Source organism: Sphingomonas edaphi (genome assembly GCF_003583725.1).
Lineage (GTDB): Bacteria > Pseudomonadota > Alphaproteobacteria > Sphingomonadales > Sphingomonadaceae > Sphingomicrobium > Sphingomicrobium edaphi.
Map to the genome: position 1 here is coordinate 793,623 of NZ_QXTF01000001.1, position 17,233 is coordinate 810,855.

Here is a 17,233-nt window from a genome sequence, read left to right on the forward strand (position 1 = left end):
GGGATTAAAGGGAGTAGAACATGCCGCTAACCCGACCCGAGGACATTGCCGACCTTCTGCAGAATTCGCGGACCATCGCCATAGTTGGTGCGTCGGATAATCCGTCCCGGCCGAGCTTTGGCGTGATGAAGTTCCTTCAGGACCAGGGCTATCGCGTCATCCCCGTAAACCCGCGTATCACGGGCGAGCACGTCCACGGCGAATATGTCTGGCGCGATCTGTCCCAGATCGGCGAGCCGATCGATATCGTCGACATCTTCCGCAAGAGCGAGGAGGCTGGCGACATCGTTGACCAGGCCATCGCTGTCGGCGCGAAGGCGGTCTGGATGCAACTGGGCGTGATGGATGAGGCGGCCGCCAAGCGGGCCGAGGACGCCGGGCTGAAAGTCGTCATGGACCACTGCCCGAAGATCGAATTCGCCAGGCTGGGCCTGCGGCCGGTCGAGCGCCCCGCCTAGGCGCTCGCCACCGTCATCTCCGGGACCATCAGCGTGGGGCTATCGACGCCGCGCCGGAACCTCAGGTCGCTTGCCGGGATCAGAGTCGCAAACATTTGCTTCAGGTTGGACGCGATGGTGATTTCCGCGACGGGCGCTGCAATCTCGCCATTCTCGATCAGGAAGCCGGCTGCTCCGCGCGAATAATCGCCGGTGACCCCGTTGACGCCCTGCCCGATCAGCTCCGTCACCAGAACGCCGCGCTTCACGCCACGAACCATCTTTTCGCGCTCGATGCCGCCCGGGGCGAGGTAAAGATTCGCCGGACCTGACCCGGGCGACCCAGACACGCCGCGAACCGCATGACCGGTCGGGGCCATCCCAAGCTGGCGCGCCGACGCGCTTTCGGCCAGCCAGCCGTTTAGGATTCCGTCGGATACGAGCTCCGACGCACGTACAGATAACCCCTCGCTATCGAATGCCCGGCTGCGCAGCCCACGCCTGCGGAAGGGATCGTCGTGAATGGTGATGCCCTTGGCGAATAGCTGCGTCCCCAGCGCGTCGAGCAGGAAACTGGACTGTCGAGCGATCGCGCTGCCGCTGATTGCCGCGACGAAATGGCCAAGCAGCGTCGTCGCCACGCGGGGATCGAACAGGACCGGCATGACGCCGGCCGCCATCTTGACCGGGTTCAGGCGCCCGACTGTGCGGTTCGCAGCCCGCGCGCCAATGTCTTGCGGCGCCTCAAGGTCAGACAGATGTCGAGCGCTGTGCCAAGCATAGTCACGCTGCATCGCGCTGCCCTCGCCCGCCACCACGCTGGCCGAACAGCTATAGCCAGTGGCCCGCGTTGCGCCGGCAAAGCCGTGACTGGTTGCGATGGCGAAGGTCGATGCCGACGCGGAGGCGCTTCCTCCGTTGCTGTTCGTTATGCCCCCGACCGCGCGCGCGGCATCTTCCGCTGCCAGCGCTCGCTCGCGCAGCGCGGCCGGTTCAGGATCGCCGCCATCATCGATGTCGAGGTCGGCTGGCTCACCGCGGAACAGCAGCTCCTCCGGCGCCAGCCCAGCATATTGGTCCTCCGGCGCTTCCGCCGCCATGGCTAGAGCACGGTCTACCAGCGCGGCCATCGCATCTGCCGAAAGATCCGAAGAAGCCACGCTCGCGGTCTTCTTGCCGCGAAATACGCGCAGGCCGATTTCCTCGCCTTCGCTGCGATGAACATCTTCCAGTTCGCCCAAGCGAACGCTGACCCCTTGGGACCGTTCGCCAGCGTAGACCGCGTCGGCCGCGTCGGCCCCGCCCTTCAGCGCGAGTTCAACAATCGAGGCGGCCTTATCGCGTGCGGCGGCGGGTTCAAGCATTGGGCGGGCCGTAAGCCGTCATTGGGCCGACGACAAGCCAACTGCCAGGATGCCCAGGAACAGTAGAAACCCCGTAAAACGGTTGGACCGGAACAGGGCCAGCGCAGCGGATCCGTCCTTGGGATCGGCTCGATACGCCTGCGCGCCGAGGTGCGCCGCCGCCGGTGCCAGTGCCAGCAGCGCAACCCAGTCCGGCCGCACCGACCAGATTGCGCCCGCCCAACCCAGGACGGCCAGCGCATAGCAAATGGCGATCCCGGTTCGCACCTGGCTGCCTAGAGCGCGCGCGCTCGATTTCACGCCGACCAGCGCGTCGTCCTCAATATCCTGGATGGCGTATAGTGTGTCGTAGCCGATGACCCAGAAGATACTGCCGAGCCACAGGAGCAGTGGCGGCCAGCCGAACGCACCTGTCACCGCCGGCCAGCCTACCAGCGCACCCCAGCTGAACACCAATCCCAACCACGCCTGCGGCCACCAAGTGATGCGCTTCATGAAGGGATAGGCAGCGACGGGGGCGATGCTCAGCAACGCGACCCCTTGTGCGACGCGACCAAACTGCAGCAGTACGACCAGGCCCAACAGCGACAGACAGATAACCAAGGCCCATGCCGCATTCACGCTTACCCGCCCAGATGCGACTGGCCTCAGGCGCGTCCGCTCGACTTGGATATCGAGGTCCTTGTCGACGATGTCGTTATAGGTGCACCCGGCCGCCCGCATCGCGAACGCGCCGAGTAGGAACCAGCCGAACAGCGCCCAATGTCCCTGCACCCCAGCCAATGCGAGGCTCCACGCGCAGGGCCAGTAAAGCAGCCAGGTCCCGATCGGCCGGTCGAGGCGCATCAGCGATGCGTACGGCCGCAACGACCGGGGCAGCGCGCTGATTAGGCCGTGGCGCTCGCTGTCGGGAACAAGGTCGGTCACGCTGCCTCGCGTAGCTGGTCCACCCAGTGAACGAGCGATGCGAGCGACGGCAGTTCGCGGAAGCGGGGATGGTCCTGCGGCGCAGGACGCTGCTCATGGCTCCATGCCAGGGGCTGCGGGATGTACGCAGCCCAAGCGCCCGCCTCGAGGGCCGGCAAGATGTCCGACCGCATCGAGTCCCCGGCCATCAGCGCCGATACGGGATTAACCCCGAACCGATCGAAGATCGACACGAAGGTCCGCGGATTCTTGTCGCTGACGATCTCGATGCCCGAAAACCGGTCACCAAGCCCCGATGCGGCCAGCTTCGCTTCCTGATGGAACAGATCGCCCTTGGTGACCAGAACTAGCCGCGCGCGGTCCGCCAGCGCATTCAACGTATCGTCGATGCCCGAGAACAACTCGACCGGATGGGTGTGAAGTGCGCGGCCCGCCTGCAGTATGTCGCGAATGACCGATGCTGGAACCTCGTCGCCGCCCAGTTCCAGCGCAGTTTCGACCATTGACAAGGTGAACGCCTTGGCGCCGTAGCCATACAGCTTGAGGTTGCGTATCTCGCAGGCCTCCAGCGCTTCGCGTGTGATCCCTGCGTCCGCGAACGGCTGCAACATCGATACGAGCGCATCCTGCGTCTCTTGGAAATGCCGCATATTGTGCCAGAGCGTATCGTCGGCATCGAGACAGATGAGGTCGATGGGCATGGAAACGCGCCTAACAGCTAGGGCTGCCGGTGCAACCGTCGGCCTAGCGCGAGCCGACCCCGCGCCCAACTCTTGGCAAGCCCCCTCTTGGCGATCGGGTCAAGCATTGCATCGGGGCTTTCGGGATCGAGCAATTCGTTGCTTGCGATGAATTCGTCGGCGGCGCCGATATCCTCCATCTCGAGAAGCTCCAGCGTTTTACCCTTGCCGCGCAGCGCCTCGATCGCGCTGACCATCGATTCTCCCTGCCGCTCGGCTTCGGCAAATTGTTCGGGGGAGCAGCCCAGATGCTCCGCGAGCAACCGGTGGCGGAGCGCAGCGACCGCCTCTCCCGCCCCGCCGTTTGCCGGCAAGGCCGTGTCCACGATCACGTCGCACTCGCTGTCCAGTCCCTGGCTTCGGTTGTTGAGGTTCGATGATCCGACCCTCAGGAAGCGGTCGTCGACGACCGCGATCTTGGCATGGACATAAATATCCTGCCCCTGCTCTGTCACCGGGATATAGACCCGGAACCGATCGGCCTTGTCCTTCTTGCCGATGGCTTGAACGAGCTTCAGCCGGGCCGCATCCATCGCCTTCTGCTCCAGCCAACCATCGGCCGTCCGCGGCATGACGAGTACGATTTCAGGCGGTTGCTCCTCCTCCATGCGGTCGGCGATGGCCGCCGCGATCTTGGCCGAAGTAAAATACTGGTTTTCCAAGTAGATAAAGCGCTTCGCGGCAGCGATCATGTCGATGTATAGCGCTTCGATTTCCCGCACTTCGGGTAAATCGTCATAGGCCGCGCGCGTCCGCGCGATCGCAATATCGACGTCGCGAAACATAATCGGCAGCCCGTCGGGCCAATCGTCGTCGCATGGTTCCACCGGGTCCAGTGCCTCTCGCGTCGCCGTTTTCCAGCGTTCGCGGCCCAGCTGGCCGAGCGCCCCGGCAACTTCGCCTCGCATCATCATCGTCGCATCGTGCCACGGCATATAATGTTTGCCACTCGGATTGGTGCGGCGAGGATCGTCGTCCTGGTGCCTGCTCGTGTCCCAGCGGCACGACGAGATATCAATGCCGCCACATGCTGCCAGGCAATCGTCGATGACCACAATCTTCTGGTGATGGCTGCAACCGACCGGATGCGAGCTGTCGAATCGAAAATCGATTGCCTTGGTTTTCCACCACCGAGCCAGCCAGAGCACCGCAGAGGGCCTGAAGAACTGCTTCAGCGCGCCGAAATTCCACTTGAGGATGTCGATCGGGCGGTCGGGCCGCTCTTTAGCGAGGCGCAGGAAGAATTCGCCCAGAATTTCCCCTTCCCCATTTTCGTCGGGGTCAAGCGCAATGCGCGTGTCAAAGTCCCAGCCGACGATGAAGATGCGCCGCTGGGCGGCCTCCATCGCATTGCGGATGTGGTGATAATAGTCGGCGGCATCGACGATGACCGTCGCAAGCTCTGCTCGCGCGATGCGCCAGCAGTTGCGCCCTTCGACAACGATCGGTTTCAACGCCACTTCCGCCATGCCGCCCCCATTTCGCGCTTTTGGCCTTGCCGATGAAAAGCACGACGGTGACGAGCGTTCCAGCCCCCGCTAGTGATGCGGATATGCCTGCAACGCCCGCCTGGCCGCTGAAAAGCCTTCCGCGCCTATATGTCTCCGTTCCACTTGGGATGGGAGCGACCGTCGATCTCGACAGCGCTCAGGCCAATTACCTCGGCAACGTCATGCGCCAAGGAGTGGGGTCGCAGGTGCTGCTGTTCGACGGCCGGCATGGCGAGTGGGTCGCGCGAATTGCGGATGTCAGCAAGAAGCAAGTGACACTTGTCGCCGAACATCCCGGGCGGCCGCAGGAAGCGGTTCCGGACCTGGTGCTCGCGTTTGCCCCCGTGAAGAGGTCGCAAACCGACTGGCTGGTCGAAAAGGCAACTGAGCTCGGTATTGCCGCGCTGCAACCCGTCTTCACGCAGCGGACCATCGTCGAGCGGGTCAAGCTGGAGCGGTTGGAATCGATCGCCATCGAGGCCGCCGAGCAATGCAACCGGACGAGCATCCCGGCAATATTGGAACCAATTTCGCTGGCCGCTTTCCTGACGATGCGCGAACCATCCCGGCCACTCTATTTCGCCGACGAGAACGGCGGCACAGCGGCGGCCGAAGCCTTCACTGCCGGTCCGGCAACTATTTTGACCGGGCCCGAGGGCGGGTTCACCGACGAGGAGCGGCAGGCGATTCGCGCCGCACCGAATACGGTACCGATCTCGCTTGGCCCGCGCATCCTTCGCGCCGAAACCGCGGCACTGGCGGCAATCGCGGCATGGATGTCGCGCGTGGGGGACTGGCGTTAGTTTCGAACCGCTACCATATTCGCGTTGACGCACGCAGCGCGGCGAGTAGGGGGCCTTTTCATGACCACGCGTACGGACCTGTCGGCTAGCCCGCTCATCGAAAGCCGCGACGATCTGTTGTCCGTGTTCGCCGGCGGCGAGAAGCCGCGCGAACGGTGGCGCATCGGCACGGAGCATGAAAAATTCGTCTATCGAGTTACGGATCATCGGGCGCCGTCTTGGGACGAGCCCGGCGGCATCCGAGACCTTCTGACGGGCCTTACCGAATTCGGCTGGAAGCCAGTCGAGGAAGGCGGCAAAATTATTGCGCTCACCGGCCCTGATGGCACGATCAGCCTGGAACCGGCCGGTCAGCTCGAGCTATCTGGCGCGCCTCTCACCGACCTGCACCAGAGCTGCGCGGAAAGCGGTCGCCACCTTCAGCAGGTCAAGGCCGTCGGCGACCGGCTCGGCCTCGGCTTCCTCGGCCTCGGCATGTGGCCGGACAAGGCGCGGACCGATCTGCCGATCATGCCTAAGGGCCGCTACGATATCATGCTCCGCCATATGCCCCGGGTCGGCACGCTGGGTCTCGACATGATGCTTCGCACATGCACCATACAGGTTAATCTGGATTATTGCTCCGAAGCCGATATGGTCAAGAAGTTCCGTGTTGGCCTAGCGCTCCAACCGGTTGCCACCGCGCTGTTCGCCAATTCGCCGTTCACTGAGAGCAAGCCTAACGGTTACAAAAGCTTTCGTAGCCACATTTGGGAAGATACGGACCCCGCGCGCACCGGTATGCTGCCGTTCGTCTTCGATGACGGCTTCGGCTACGAGCGTTACTGCGACTATGCGCTGGACGTTCCGATGTACTTCGTCTTCCGCGACGGCAAATATATCGATGCGGCCGGCCTCAGCTTTCGCGACTTCCTCGACGGCAAGTTGTCTGTCCTGCCCGGCGAAAAACCGACGCTGGCCGACTGGACCGACCATCTCTCTACCGCTTTCCCGGAAGTGCGTCTCAAGAGTTTCCTGGAGATGCGCGGCGCCGATGGCGGCCGCTGGGGCCGCATCTGCGCCCTACCCGCGCTTTGGGTTGGCCTGCTCTATTCGCAAGCCGCGCTCGACGCGGCGTGGGACCGGGTCAAGCATTGGACCATTGAAGAGCGCGAAGCGCTTCGCCATGCAGTCCCGAAGGAAGCGCTCGACGCCGCGGTTCCCGGCGGCGGCAACGTCCGCAGCCTGGCTGCCGAAGTCCTCGAAATCGCGTCAGCCGGCCTGACTGAGCGCGCGGAACTCAACGCGGCCGGCGACAATGAGGGCGGTTTTCTCGACCCGCTACGCGATGTCGTGGCATCTGGTAAGACTTTCGCGGACCGCCTGCTCGACCGCTATCACGGCGAATGGAACGGCGACGTTTCTCACGTCTACGGCGAGTATAGTTTCTGAGGCCCCGAAGCAGCCAACGTCCAGAGTCGTCAAACTGACACACTGGGCGTGAAATCTTAACCGGCAAGGGTGCGCCGCGTTGACTCCGATGGCAGCGCGGGTAGAGGCGCGGAAGCATCGGGGCGGGGCAAAGAAAAGGCCCGTCCGCTGGCCTTTTTCAGAAAGCTCGACCGATGCGCCGGACCACCCAGACTTCAATCTACGCGCTGGCGATCGCCTGCGCCTTGCCCGCTCCCGCCATTGCCCAATCGACCGGCGACACCGATACTCCCGCCGCCGATGCGACGCAGGTCGACGCGGACCAGCAGGGCGTGGCCGACATTGTCGTCACCGCCACCCGCCGAAGCGAGAATTTGCAGGACATCCCGCTGTCGGTCGCGACCGTCAACGATGAGACGCTGGCCGCCATCAACAGCGGGGGCGCCGATGTCCGCGGCCTGTCGGGCCGCGTGCCTAGCCTGAACATTGAAAGCTCGTTTGGCCGCACCTTCCCCCGTTTCTACATCCGCGGCCTCGGCAATACCGACTTCGACCTAAACGCGTCGCAGCCGGTCAGCTTGGTCTATGACGACGTCGTCCTCGAAAACCCCATCCTGAAGGGCTTTCCGGCATTCGACGTCGACCGGGTCGAAGTTCTGCGCGGGCCGCAGGGCACCCTGTTCGGCCGCAACACGCCGGCGGGCATCGTCAAGTTCGACACCGTCAAGCCGGGCCGGGGCCGCAACTATGCGCGCGTAAGCTATGGCACCTATAGCACTGTAAACGCCGAAGGCGCGGTCGGCGGCGAATTGAGCGACACGGTCGCCGTTCGCCTGTCGGGCCTCTGGCAGCACCGCAACGACTGGATCGACAACCTCGACGAGCCGGGCAAGAACGACCTCGAGGGCTATGACGACATCGCCATTCGCGCCCAGATCCAGTTCAAGCCGACCGAAGACCTCACCTTTCGCCTTACCGGACAGCTGCGCGACATGGACGGCAATGCCCGCATCTTCCGCGCCAACAGCTTCCGCACCGGGAGCAACAAGCTGTACGGCGCGGACGGCGGCGATTTCGAGCGGGACGAGGTCCGCGCTGACGGAATCAACTTCCAGAAACTGAAAACCCAGAATGTCGCAGGCACGATCGAATACGATCTCGGCCCGGCGACCCTTTATTCCGTCACCAGCTACTGGCACGGCAAACTGGAAAGCCGCGGTGACATCGATGGCGGCTTCGGCTGCAACGTCGGCCCCTTCTGCCCCGGCGGCGGTCCGGGCACGATCCCCTTCTCGGCCCACACCCAAGACGACGTCCCCAGCCTCGACCAGTTCACTCAGGAAGTGCGCATCGCGTCGAACAATTCGACGGGCCTCGGCTACCAGGCCGGCGCTTTCTACTTCAACGAGAAACTAAACATCGAATCCTTCGACTTTCCGGCGCCGGATTCGACCGATATCTGGGCTATCGCAACCCAGCGGCAGACCAGCAAGGCGCTCGGCATCTTCGGGTCGCTCAACTACAAGTTCGATAATGGCCTCACCCTTCAGGCTGGTGCGCGCTGGAACCATGACAAGCGCAAGATGACGGCGGCCCGTCCGCTTGACGACCGCCCCTTCTTTCCGGGCTTCACAGTTGATCCAGTCAGCGACAGCGTGAAGGACAGCGTCCTTACCTGGGACGCCAGTGCAATTTACGAGGTGAACCCCGACGTTAACGTCTACGCGCGCATCGCCAAGGGTTATCGCGCGCCGTCGATCCAGGGCCGTCTACTGTTCGGCAGCGAGCTGTCGATCGCGGACAGCGAAACGACCATGTCCTATGAAGCGGGCATCAAAACGGTGCTGCTCGACCGCCGCCTGCGCTTCAACTTGACCGGCTACCACTTCAACACCAAGGACCTGCAGCTGACCGCGGTCGGTGGAGCTTCTAACTTCACGACGCTGCTGAACGCCGACCATGTTCGCGGCCACGGCCTGGAAGCGGAGCTTGAAGCTCGCCCGGCGACAGGCCTGACCCTGACGGCCGGCCTTAGCTACAACCACACCAAGATCGATTCGCCCGGCCTTGGCGTCGCCATATGCGGCGCGCCCTGCACCGTGCTCGACCCGATCATCGCGCCGGGCATCGCGTCGATCGACGGCAATGCCCTGCCGCAGGCGCCGAAGTGGACCGCCAACTTCACCGCCGGCTACGAGCATCCGGTCGGCCCGGGTTCAGTCTATGTCTTCACCGACTGGTACCACCGTTCGAAGGTGCAGTTTTTCCTCTACCGATCGGTTGAATTCAGCGACGACCAGTTGCTCGAGGGCGGCCTGCGCATCGGGTATAAGACCGACCGCTACGATGTGGCGGGCTTCGTCCGGAACCTGACCAATGACGAAAGCGCGGTCAGTGGCATCGACTTCAACAACTTGACGGCGATGGTCAACGAACCGCGAATATTCGGGGTCGAAGTCGGCGTGAAGTTCTAAAGGCAAAAAGCGGCGGGTGCTCCGGCGCCCGCCGCGCTTGCGGCCTGCAACGGCTTTGGGCATCACCCCCCCAATGGCTCGTGGCGACTCTTCCCTGCTTTATATCGTCGGCGCCGACCGGCCCGAACAACTGCAGATTACCGGCAACAGCTTCCAGCTTGCGGGCTCGACCGACCTGTACAAACTACTCGGCCAGCAGCCCTATCACCGGCTGCACATGACACCGAACTATTTCCGTCAGGCGCGGCGGCCCGACATTGACGGCTATGACACTTTCCTCAACCTAATTACCGAGCCGGAGCATAACAGCCGGGTGCTCGACAATTTGCGCAAACTGCTTCGCGGCCAGCACGGCAAGGTCGTCAACCGCCCGGAGGCCGTTCTCCGTTCCACGCGCGACCAAGTCGCCCGGCGCCTGGCGGGAATCGACAGGCTGGTCGTGCCGAAGGTCGCTCGCCTTCGTGGTGGTTCGCCGCAAGCCGCCGCCAGGACACTCGACCGCTCCGGCATGCCTTACCCGCTGATTTTGCGTGAAAGCGGGACGCACACGGGGAAGATCATTTCCCTGGTCGAAAATGCCAGCGCACTGGCGGACACCTTACCCTCTCGCGGAGAGTTCATCGCGACTGAATTCGTCGACTTCCGGAGCGCCGACGGTCTCTACCGGAAGTTTCGGGTGTTTTTCATTGGTGGCCAGATGATCTTCCGGCACATGCTCGTGTCCGAAAACTGGAACGTCCACGCCAGCACGCGCAGCGGCTATATGGCGGACCGCCAGCATCTGGTGGACGAGGAAGAAGCGCGCTTCGCTCAGCCTGACGGTGGATTTCCGGAAGCGGTGTTGGCCACGCTTCGCGCCATCCGCGGCCGGATAGAGCTCGACTATTTCGGCATCGATTTCGCACTGTTGGCCAACGGCGAAGTGCTTTTATTCGAAGCGAACGCCACCATGAACTTCATCTATTTTCCCAAGACGGCGCAATTCGATTATTTGCGGGCCTGCATCATGCCCGCGACCAATGCGTTCCGCGAACTGTTGGGACTCGCGCCTGTTCCGCTTGAATTGGGACTTAATGCGCTAGCCCGGCCGCGCCCGGACTAGAAAGTGTGCCTGCCATGACCGAAAACCGCCGCACCCTCTATCCAATCGTCGAACCTTATGCGTCAGGCGTGGTCGACGTCGGTGACGGGCATTCTCTTTACTGGGAGCGCTGCGGCACGCCGGGCGGGAAGCCGGCGGTTTTCCTTCACGGCGGGCCGGGCGCGGGGATCAGCGACAATCATCGCGGCCAGTTTGATCCGGCGCGCTATGACGTACTGCTGTTCGACCAGCGCGGCGCAGGCCGCTCGACCCCGCACGCCGACCTCAACGCCAACACCACGTGGCATCTGGTCGACGATATCGAACGCCTCCGTAAGATGTGCGGCGTCGAAAAATGGTTGGTGTTCGGCGGCAGCTGGGGTTCGACGCTCAGTTTGGCCTATGCCCAAGCGCATCCCGGCCGAGTCACCGAACTCATCCTTCGGGGAATCTTCTTGTTCGGGCAGAACGAACTCGACTGGCTCTATAAATATGGCGCGTCGGAACTTTATCCCGATGGCTGGGACGATTTTGTTTCAGTCGTGTCAAAGGACGAGCGGGGCGACCTCGTCGGCGCCTACCGCCGCCTGCTGACCTGCGACGAGGAGGCGACGAAACTTCGCGCCGCCAAGGCATGGAGCAAGTGGGAAGGGCTGACCGTCACCCTGCTCCCTGACAAGGCGATGCTCGACGAATTCACTGAGGACAAGCATGCCATCGCGATTGCTCGGATCGAAAATCACTACATGGCCAACAAGGGCTGGCTGGACGAAGGCCAGCTGCTCAAAGGCGCCGAAAAGCTGCGCGGCATTCCCGGCGTTATCGTCCAGGGCCGTCACGACTGCTGCACCCCTCCCCGGGCCGCCTGGGAACTGAAGAAGGCCTGGCCCGAAGTTGAGCTCAACATCGTTCCTGACGGCGGCCACCTCTACAACGAACCCGGCGTCCTCGACGGGCTCATCCGCGCAACGGATCGGTTCGCGCGCTAACCTGTTCTTGTGACCCCGGACCATGGGGTAGTCGGGACTGGGGCCGAATGCCCGCTGGCGAGGGTGGCTTAGTTGCCGAAGTACCCGACCCCTTATTGAGCAATTGGTCAGGCTTTCGGCAACTTCTGCTTCGCCTCGCCCCATCCGGCGAGCAGCTTCGACCCGGCGCGCTCCAGCAATTGGTTCGCGTCGCGGATGGAAAAGGCGTTGCCGCCCTTGAAGCTTTTCAATTCCTCCCACGCGATTGGCGCCGCAACCGGTGCGCCTTCGCGAGCCCTCGCCGAAAAAGGCATCACCGCCGTTGCGCCGCGCTGGTTGCGGAGCCAGTCGAGGAAGATGCGCCCCTTACGCTGGTTCTTGCGAATGTTAGCGGTGAACATTGCCGGCTCGGCCTCGGCGATGGCGCGGGCGAAACGCTCAGCGAAGCTTTTCACCTTCTGCCAGTCCGCCGACTGGTCGAGCGGTGCGATAACGTGGATTCCCTTGCCGCCGGTCAGCATCGGAAAAGTCTGAAGCCCCAGGTCCGCCAGCAGCGCCCGCAGCCGCACCGCTGCCTCCTTCACCTTGCCGAAGTCCAAGCCGACGTCGGGGTCGAGGTCGAATACCAGCCGGTCGGGATATTCGAGCTTCTTCGCCCTGCTGCCCCAGCCATGAAATTCGATCGTCCCCATCTGGACGCAGGACAATATGCCCTTCGCGTCTTCGACGCAGAGATAGTCCTGCATTTCTCCGTCGCTTTCCTTGACGGGAACATGCTTGACGTCTTCCCCCATCGACCCGCTGTCGTGCTTTTGGAAGAAGCAATGCTTACCGCGTCCCTGTGGGCAGCGGATCAGGCTGATCGGGCGACCGCTCATGTTGACCAGCATCAGTGCTTCGATAGCCGCGTAATAGTCGGCGAGGTCGCCCTTCGTTAGATTCTCGCCCGGGAAGATAACCCGGTCCGGGTTGCTTATCTTTACACCGAAGGAATCGGCATCCGCGTCTTTCGCTTTCGTCGCACGCTTCGGCAAATGCTTCGGCTCCTCCCGAACCACCTCCTTGGCCGATTTGTCCTCTCGAAGTGCAATAAAGCTGGGATGGCGAAGGACGCCGTCGCTGGTGAATTCGGTGAAGGCCACTTCGCCGACCAGCTTGGGCACGATCCAATGCGACTCGCGCCGCGCCGCGCGCGGCACTTCGACCGGCGGCTCGTCGACCGCTAGCAGCTTCATCCGCTCGCTCAGGTGCGCGATGAGAGCGCCGTTGAAGCCCGTCCCGACCTTGCCTGCATAAACCAGCTTGCGCCCATCGCGGACAGCGAGGTGGAGCGAGCGGAAGCCCTTGCGCTTGTCGCTCTTTTGCCATCCGACAATCACGAATTCCTGCCGCTGAACGCACTTGATCTTCAGCCAGTTGCGGCTCCGTTCGCCTCGATAGGAAGCACTCGCCTTCTTCGAGATAATCCCTTCGCCGCCTTCCGCGCAGACCGCGTCGAACAAGGCTTCGCCCTTGCCCACGACATGGTCTCCGTACATGATCGGCGGGCTGACGCCCTTCAACAGCGCGGCCAATCGCTCTTTCCGCTCCAGATTGGACAGTTTGCGAATGTCCTTCCCGTCTTCGAACAGCAAGTCGAAGGCATAGAAGGCCAGATCCGCATCACCGCCCTTTAGGCTGACCTGAAGAAGCTGAAAGTCCGGCTTGCCGTTCTTGCCAAGCGCGACCGCTTCGCCGTCGATCAGATAGCCGCCCGGCAAGTCCGCCGCTGCCTTCATGATCGAGCCGAACTTGTCGGTCCAGTCCTTGCCGTTGCGTGTCCATGCCGTCGCGGCGCCGCCGCCCGTGGCAATCAGCAGCCGGTAGCCGTCATATTTAAACTCATGTATCCAGTCGTTACCCGCCGGCACCGCATCGACCAGCGTCGCCAGTTGCGGCTTGTGGAATTTAGGCGGCGCAGTGCCGCCCTTGCGTACACTCCTCCCCCCTTTCGCTCCGCCGCAGTTGGATTTCCAGACGTCGACGCCGGAGGCTATCTCCGCCATCGTTCGGCCGGTCGTGACGCTCCTCACTCCTTCCTCGACCAGCGCATCGCCAGGTCCGGTGAACTCGTCGTCCACCTTTTTGAGCATCCAGTTTTCGCCCTTCTCGCCCGGCCGCCCCTTCAGGCGGAACATAACCCATTCGCCCTTCATCCGCTCGCCTTCCAGCGTGAAGTGGAGATGGCCTTCCTCGATCGTCTTGCTAGGATTCTTGCCCGGTTCGGGAGTCCATCGCCCGCGATCCCACAGCATCACCGTGCCGCCGCCATATTCTTCCTCGGGAATGACCCCTTCGAAGGCTCCATAGTCGAGCGGATGATCCTCAGTCCGGACCGCGAGCCGTTTGTCGCCGGGGTCGATCGATGGTCCCTTCGGTACCGCCCAGCTTTTCAGCACGCCGTCCAGTTCCAGGCGGAAGTCCCAATGCAGCCGCGACGCATCATGCTTCTGCACAACGAAGCTGTCGCCCTTACCCTTGAACTTCCGCCCCTTGGGCTCCTTTGTCTTCGTGAAATCGCGCTTCTTGTTGTAGGTTTCGATGTCGAGCTTGCCGCGCGCCATGTCAGGCCCGCTTCCGCGCCGGCGCGGTCTTCTTGGCCGGTGCCTTCTTCGCGGCGGACTTCTTGGCCGCAGCTTTCCTCGCCGGCGTCCGCTCACCCGAATCAATGCTCTTCTTCAGAGCAGCCATGAGGTCGACGACGTTGCCGCCCTTGGCGGGCTTGTCAGAAGAATCATCCTGGATGACCCGCTTGCCCTTCTTCTTCTGTTTCTCAGCAATAAGTTTTTTCAGCGCGTCGATGTAGCGATTCTGAAACTCGCCCGCGTCGAAGTCGCCGGCTTTCTTGTCGATCAGGGTCTCGGCAAGGTCGAGCAGGTCGGGATCCGGCTTGGTGTCGCCAATCTCCCGGAAATAACTCGCAGCGCGGTGCACCTCGTCGGCATAGCGAAGCGTTTCCAACACCATGCCGCGGCCGCAAGGCTTCAGGCTGACGACATATTCCTGTCCGCGCATAGCCAGTTGGCCTATGCCAACTTTCCTGCTTCGCTTCAGCGCTTCGCGGAGCACCACGAACGCCTCTTCCGCAAGATCGTCGGCCGGGACGACATAATAGGGCTTGTCATAGTAGATGGGGTCGATGTCGCCGAGGTCGACGAACTGGGTGAGTTCCAGCGTTTTGCGGCTCTCGAGCTTGACCTTCTCGATCTCGTCCGGTTCGAGCAGGACGTACTCGCCCTTTTCAACCTCATAGCCCTTCAGGATTTCGTCACGATCGACCGGGCCGATGCCTGGCACGACCTTTTCGTAACGCACGCGCTGCCCCGACGGCTCGTGCACCTGATGAAAGGCAATCGATTTGCCGGCCTTGGTCGCCGGATAGATTTCTACCGGAATGGCCACCAGCGCCAGCCTGATCTGCCCGCGCCAACTGGGTCGCGCCGCCATGTTTCGTCTCCGCGCATCGGTTCGGTGCCGATTCAATTATTGGGACCCAGAGTCGTTCCGTTGCGCGGCGCAAATGGTTCGCTAGGGTGGCTTCCGGGAGGTCCTCGAGAATGAACCCTGCAATCACCGTGGCGCTAATCGCTGCGTCCCAGCAAAAAGACGGTAAGGAGGCCGTGCTCGCCAAGCTGCGGGGTGCGCACGCCTTTTCAACGTCAACGGCGATCCCCCTGGAACTCGATGAAGACGGCTCGAAGCACCTGGAAGATGCTATTGGTGCGGGCGTTGTCCGGCGGACCCCGAGCGGACGCCTTTATCTCGACAAGGCTGCCCAACCGAGTACCGAGGGCTGGGGCTTTGTCCTCCTGCTCATCATCCTGATTACCCTGTCCGTCGTCGCAGCGGGGTTTGCATTGACCTTCATCCTGTAACGAGGGGCATTGACGCCCCGCCCGCGCCGGTGGCAAAGGCGCGGCTCGCAAGGCGCGGGTATAGCACAATGGTAGTGCAGCAGCCTTCCAAGCTGAATACACGGGTTCGATTCCCGTTACCCGCTCCATTCCAATGCCCTACGGGGACTGAAATGGAATGGAGTGCGCTCGCAGTAATGCCTGCGGAGTCCATGCAGTACGGATGATGCGGTGGCTATTCATCGAGGCCTGTTGACAGGCCCGCCCTCGCCCGCCACATGGCGCCCCTGCCGACACCTGGAGAGGTGGCCGAGTGGTTAAAGGCAGCAGACTGTAAATCTGCCCGCGCAAGCGTACGCTGGTTCGAATCCAGCCCTCTCCACCAATCCTGGCGAAAGTTGTCCATCAGAATTGACGCCTCTCTAACGGTGAATTGACGTTCGCCTGACGACGCTCGTCTAGCCATGCCCCCGGACGCCGGATGGGCTGGCGACCGCCGGTCGATGGAGGAAAGCATGAAAACGGGGCTTCTGCTTGTGGGAATGGCGACCGTGGTTGCGGTGGCCGCACCGGCCTTGGCGCAGGAAACCGCGGTGGTCCGCGGGCGCCCGCTCACCGACCTCGTCGTCCGGACGGTCAGCTTTGCCGACCTGAACCTGGCGAGCGCATCGGACCAGGTCCGGCTTCACGGCCGGGTCAATTCCGCCGTAGGTGCAGTTTGCCGGGAATCCCTGGGCCCATCACCCATCTATTTCGCCAAGGTTTCCTGTACGAAACGGGCGTGGCGCACCGCTCAGCCGCAAATCGAGCGGGCGATCGTCGATGCCCAGTTGTCCGTCAGCGGCGTCGCAAGCGATCGCGCCCTCATCAGGGTGGCCGTGCGCCAATGAGCGCTTCTTCAAACGCAGATGCGTGTGAGGTGAAGTAAAGTCGCTAGACGTTACGTTATCCATGAAGATTTGAGGATTGGGCTAGTTTGCTTTAGACAAGGCGCGTTGAATGCGTCGGCGCATCGGCCCTTTTTGCTCGGAAGGAATCATGGTGCAGCGCGTGGCGTCGAGCCAAGCTGATAATGACGGACAGCCTGTCGACCCCTTGGATCGCGTTTCGCGATTGAGCCAGGGACAGGTCGATTGCCTGCTTTTGGTCAACCAGCATCACAGCAGCAAGGAGATCGCGGTCCGGCTGGGGATTAGCTCCCACACCGTCGACCAGCGCATCCGCGGCGCCCTAGAAAAACTAGGCGTTGAACGGCGCGGCGAGGCTGCCCGGATTGTCGCGGCCGCCTTTTCGCCCTCCGGCGAGGCATATCAGCGGTTGATACATCAATCGCCGCACATCGACGTTCAACCGGCATCGGAACACCAAGAGGCCGCGGTCAGTCATCAGATTCGGCACGCTGACCGTGCGGGGGAGGCCAGTCCTTCCGGTGTCATAACCGAGCAGAGATCGGTTGGACTTGGTTCTCCCCTGCAATTGCCGTTCGCAACAAGGAGTCATCCCAGCAATGAGATGAGCGTCGGTCTCCGGCTGCTCTGGATCGTACTGATTGCGATTGGCGCAACATTCTCCGCCGGCATGTATCTCGCCGGGCTCGAGAGCCTTTCGCGGATGATCAGCAACTAGATCGCATCGCCTTTGCTGGC

15 protein-coding genes and 2 tRNA genes are annotated in these 17,233 nt (G+C 62.6%); 11 read left to right on the forward strand and 6 right to left on the reverse strand.

The features are described 5' to 3' along the window. Positions 1-20 precede the first annotated feature (20 nt). Positions 21-458 (forward strand): CoA-binding protein, encoded by a 438-nt coding sequence (locus D3M59_RS04080; protein ID WP_119531821.1) that lies wholly within the window; start codon positions 21-23, stop codon positions 456-458. Here D3M59_RS04080 and D3M59_RS04085 read toward each other — a convergent pair. Genes D3M59_RS04085 through D3M59_RS04100 form a run of 4 tightly spaced genes read right to left on the reverse strand, consistent with a single transcriptional unit; the run spans position 455 to position 4,937 of the window. Next, on the reverse strand, positions 455-1,801 hold the full coding sequence (locus D3M59_RS04085) for a TldD/PmbA family protein (RefSeq protein WP_119531823.1): 1,347 nt from the start codon (positions 1,799-1,801) through the stop codon (positions 455-457). The genes D3M59_RS04080 and D3M59_RS04085 overlap by 4 nt on opposite strands. 18 nt (positions 1,802-1,819) lie before the next feature. After that, complete coding sequence (gene ubiA / locus D3M59_RS04090) at positions 1,820-2,728, reverse strand: 4-hydroxybenzoate octaprenyltransferase (RefSeq protein ID WP_119531825.1); 909 nt, start codon at positions 2,726-2,728, stop codon at positions 1,820-1,822. Beyond that, the gene (locus tag D3M59_RS04095; protein WP_119531827.1) at positions 2,725-3,429 is read right to left on the reverse strand and encodes an HAD family hydrolase; all 705 of its coding nucleotides are present in this window, start codon (positions 3,427-3,429) and stop codon (positions 2,725-2,727) included. The genes ubiA and D3M59_RS04095 overlap by 4 nt, the downstream gene beginning before the upstream one ends. A gap of 17 nt (positions 3,430-3,446) precedes the next feature. Beyond that, a complete protein-coding gene (locus tag D3M59_RS04100; RefSeq protein WP_119531829.1) occupies positions 3,447-4,937 on the reverse strand; it encodes a phospholipase D-like domain-containing protein in 1,491 nt (496 codons plus the stop codon). A 32-nt stretch (positions 4,938-4,969) separates the two neighbouring features. Here D3M59_RS04100 and D3M59_RS04105 point away from each other — a divergent pair, with 32 nt between their 5' ends. The 5 genes from D3M59_RS04105 (at position 4,970) to pip (ending at position 11,715) form a co-directional block, all read left to right on the forward strand. Then, complete coding sequence (locus tag D3M59_RS04105) at positions 4,970-5,761, forward strand: 16S rRNA (uracil(1498)-N(3))-methyltransferase (protein ID WP_325048599.1); 792 nt, start codon at positions 4,970-4,972, stop codon at positions 5,759-5,761. A gap of 60 nt (positions 5,762-5,821) precedes the next feature. Further along, positions 5,822-7,192 (forward strand): glutamate--cysteine ligase, encoded by a 1,371-nt coding sequence (locus tag D3M59_RS04110; protein ID WP_119531831.1) that lies wholly within the window; start codon positions 5,822-5,824, stop codon positions 7,190-7,192. Positions 7,193-7,365: 173 nt separating this feature from the next. After that, a complete protein-coding gene (locus tag D3M59_RS04120; RefSeq protein ID WP_119531833.1) occupies positions 7,366-9,645 on the forward strand; it encodes a TonB-dependent receptor in 2,280 nt (759 codons plus the stop codon). A 73-nt stretch (positions 9,646-9,718) separates the two neighbouring features. Beyond that, entirely contained in the window at positions 9,719-10,747 is a 1,029-nt protein-coding gene (locus D3M59_RS04125) for an ATP-grasp domain-containing protein (RefSeq protein WP_119531835.1), read from the forward strand. A 14-nt stretch (positions 10,748-10,761) separates the two neighbouring features. Beyond that, positions 10,762-11,715 (forward strand): prolyl aminopeptidase, encoded by a 954-nt coding sequence (gene pip / locus D3M59_RS04130; protein WP_119531837.1) that lies wholly within the window; start codon positions 10,762-10,764, stop codon positions 11,713-11,715. Positions 11,716-11,822: 107 nt separating this feature from the next. Here the strand turns inward: pip and ligD are convergent, their stop codons facing one another. Next, positions 11,823-14,297: a DNA ligase D gene (gene ligD, locus D3M59_RS04135; protein ID WP_119531839.1), complete on the reverse strand. Its 2,475-nt coding sequence runs from the start codon at positions 14,295-14,297 to the stop codon at positions 11,823-11,825. A gap of 1 nt (position 14,298) precedes the next feature. Continuing rightward, on the reverse strand, positions 14,299-15,180 hold the full coding sequence (gene ku / locus D3M59_RS04140; RefSeq protein ID WP_119531841.1) for a non-homologous end joining protein Ku: 882 nt from the start codon (positions 15,178-15,180) through the stop codon (positions 14,299-14,301). A gap of 110 nt (positions 15,181-15,290) precedes the next feature. On the opposite strand from ku, the gene D3M59_RS04145 reads away from it, so the two are divergent. The 5 genes from D3M59_RS04145 to D3M59_RS04165 all read left to right on the forward strand — a co-directional run bounded on the left by D3M59_RS04145 (position 15,291) and on the right by D3M59_RS04165 (position 17,213). After that, positions 15,291-15,608: a hypothetical protein gene (locus tag D3M59_RS04145; RefSeq protein ID WP_119531843.1), complete on the forward strand. Its 318-nt coding sequence runs from the start codon at positions 15,291-15,293 to the stop codon at positions 15,606-15,608. A 54-nt stretch (positions 15,609-15,662) separates the two neighbouring features. Then, positions 15,663-15,736, forward strand: a tRNA-Gly gene (locus D3M59_RS04150). 150 nt (positions 15,737-15,886) lie between these two features. Further along, positions 15,887-15,972, forward strand: a tRNA-Tyr gene (locus tag D3M59_RS04155). A 130-nt stretch (positions 15,973-16,102) separates the two neighbouring features. Continuing rightward, positions 16,103-16,477 carry a UrcA family protein gene (locus D3M59_RS04160; protein WP_158581943.1) on the forward strand — a complete coding sequence of 125 codons (375 nt, stop codon included), beginning with the start codon at positions 16,103-16,105 and terminating at the stop codon, positions 16,475-16,477. A 109-nt stretch (positions 16,478-16,586) separates the two neighbouring features. Then, the gene (locus D3M59_RS04165; RefSeq protein ID WP_119531847.1) at positions 16,587-17,213 is read left to right on the forward strand and encodes a helix-turn-helix domain-containing protein; all 627 of its coding nucleotides are present in this window, start codon (positions 16,587-16,589) and stop codon (positions 17,211-17,213) included. Positions 17,214-17,233: the final 20 nt, after the last annotated feature.

Coding starts and splice junctions, on each gene's coding strand:
- D3M59_RS04125 (WP_119531835.1), top strand. CDS start 9,719: ATGGCTCGTGGCGACTCTTCCCTGCTTTATATCGTCGGCGCCGACCGG.
- D3M59_RS04085 (WP_119531823.1), bottom strand. CDS start 1,801: ATGCTTGAACCCGCCGCCGCACGCGATAAGGCCGCCTCGATTGTTGAA.
- D3M59_RS04160 (WP_158581943.1), top strand. CDS start 16,103: ATGAAAACGGGGCTTCTGCTTGTGGGAATGGCGACCGTGGTTGCGGTG.
- pip (WP_119531837.1), top strand. CDS start 10,762: ATGACCGAAAACCGCCGCACCCTCTATCCAATCGTCGAACCTTATGCG.
- D3M59_RS04145 (WP_119531843.1), top strand. CDS start 15,291: ATGAACCCTGCAATCACCGTGGCGCTAATCGCTGCGTCCCAGCAAAAA.
- D3M59_RS04165 (WP_119531847.1), top strand. CDS start 16,587: ATGCGTCGGCGCATCGGCCCTTTTTGCTCGGAAGGAATCATGGTGCAG.
- D3M59_RS04110 (WP_119531831.1), top strand. CDS start 5,822: ATGACCACGCGTACGGACCTGTCGGCTAGCCCGCTCATCGAAAGCCGC.
- D3M59_RS04095 (WP_119531827.1), bottom strand. CDS start 3,429: ATGCCCATCGACCTCATCTGTCTCGATGCCGACGATACGCTCTGGCAC.
- D3M59_RS04105 (WP_325048599.1), top strand. CDS start 4,970: ATGAAAAGCACGACGGTGACGAGCGTTCCAGCCCCCGCTAGTGATGCG.
- D3M59_RS04120 (WP_119531833.1), top strand. CDS start 7,366: ATGCGCCGGACCACCCAGACTTCAATCTACGCGCTGGCGATCGCCTGC.
- ligD (WP_119531839.1), bottom strand. CDS start 14,297: ATGGCGCGCGGCAAGCTCGACATCGAAACCTACAACAAGAAGCGCGAT.
- ku (WP_119531841.1), bottom strand. CDS start 15,180: ATGGCGGCGCGACCCAGTTGGCGCGGGCAGATCAGGCTGGCGCTGGTG.
- D3M59_RS04100 (WP_119531829.1), bottom strand. CDS start 4,937: ATGGCGGAAGTGGCGTTGAAACCGATCGTTGTCGAAGGGCGCAACTGC.
- D3M59_RS04080 (WP_119531821.1), top strand. CDS start 21: ATGCCGCTAACCCGACCCGAGGACATTGCCGACCTTCTGCAGAATTCG.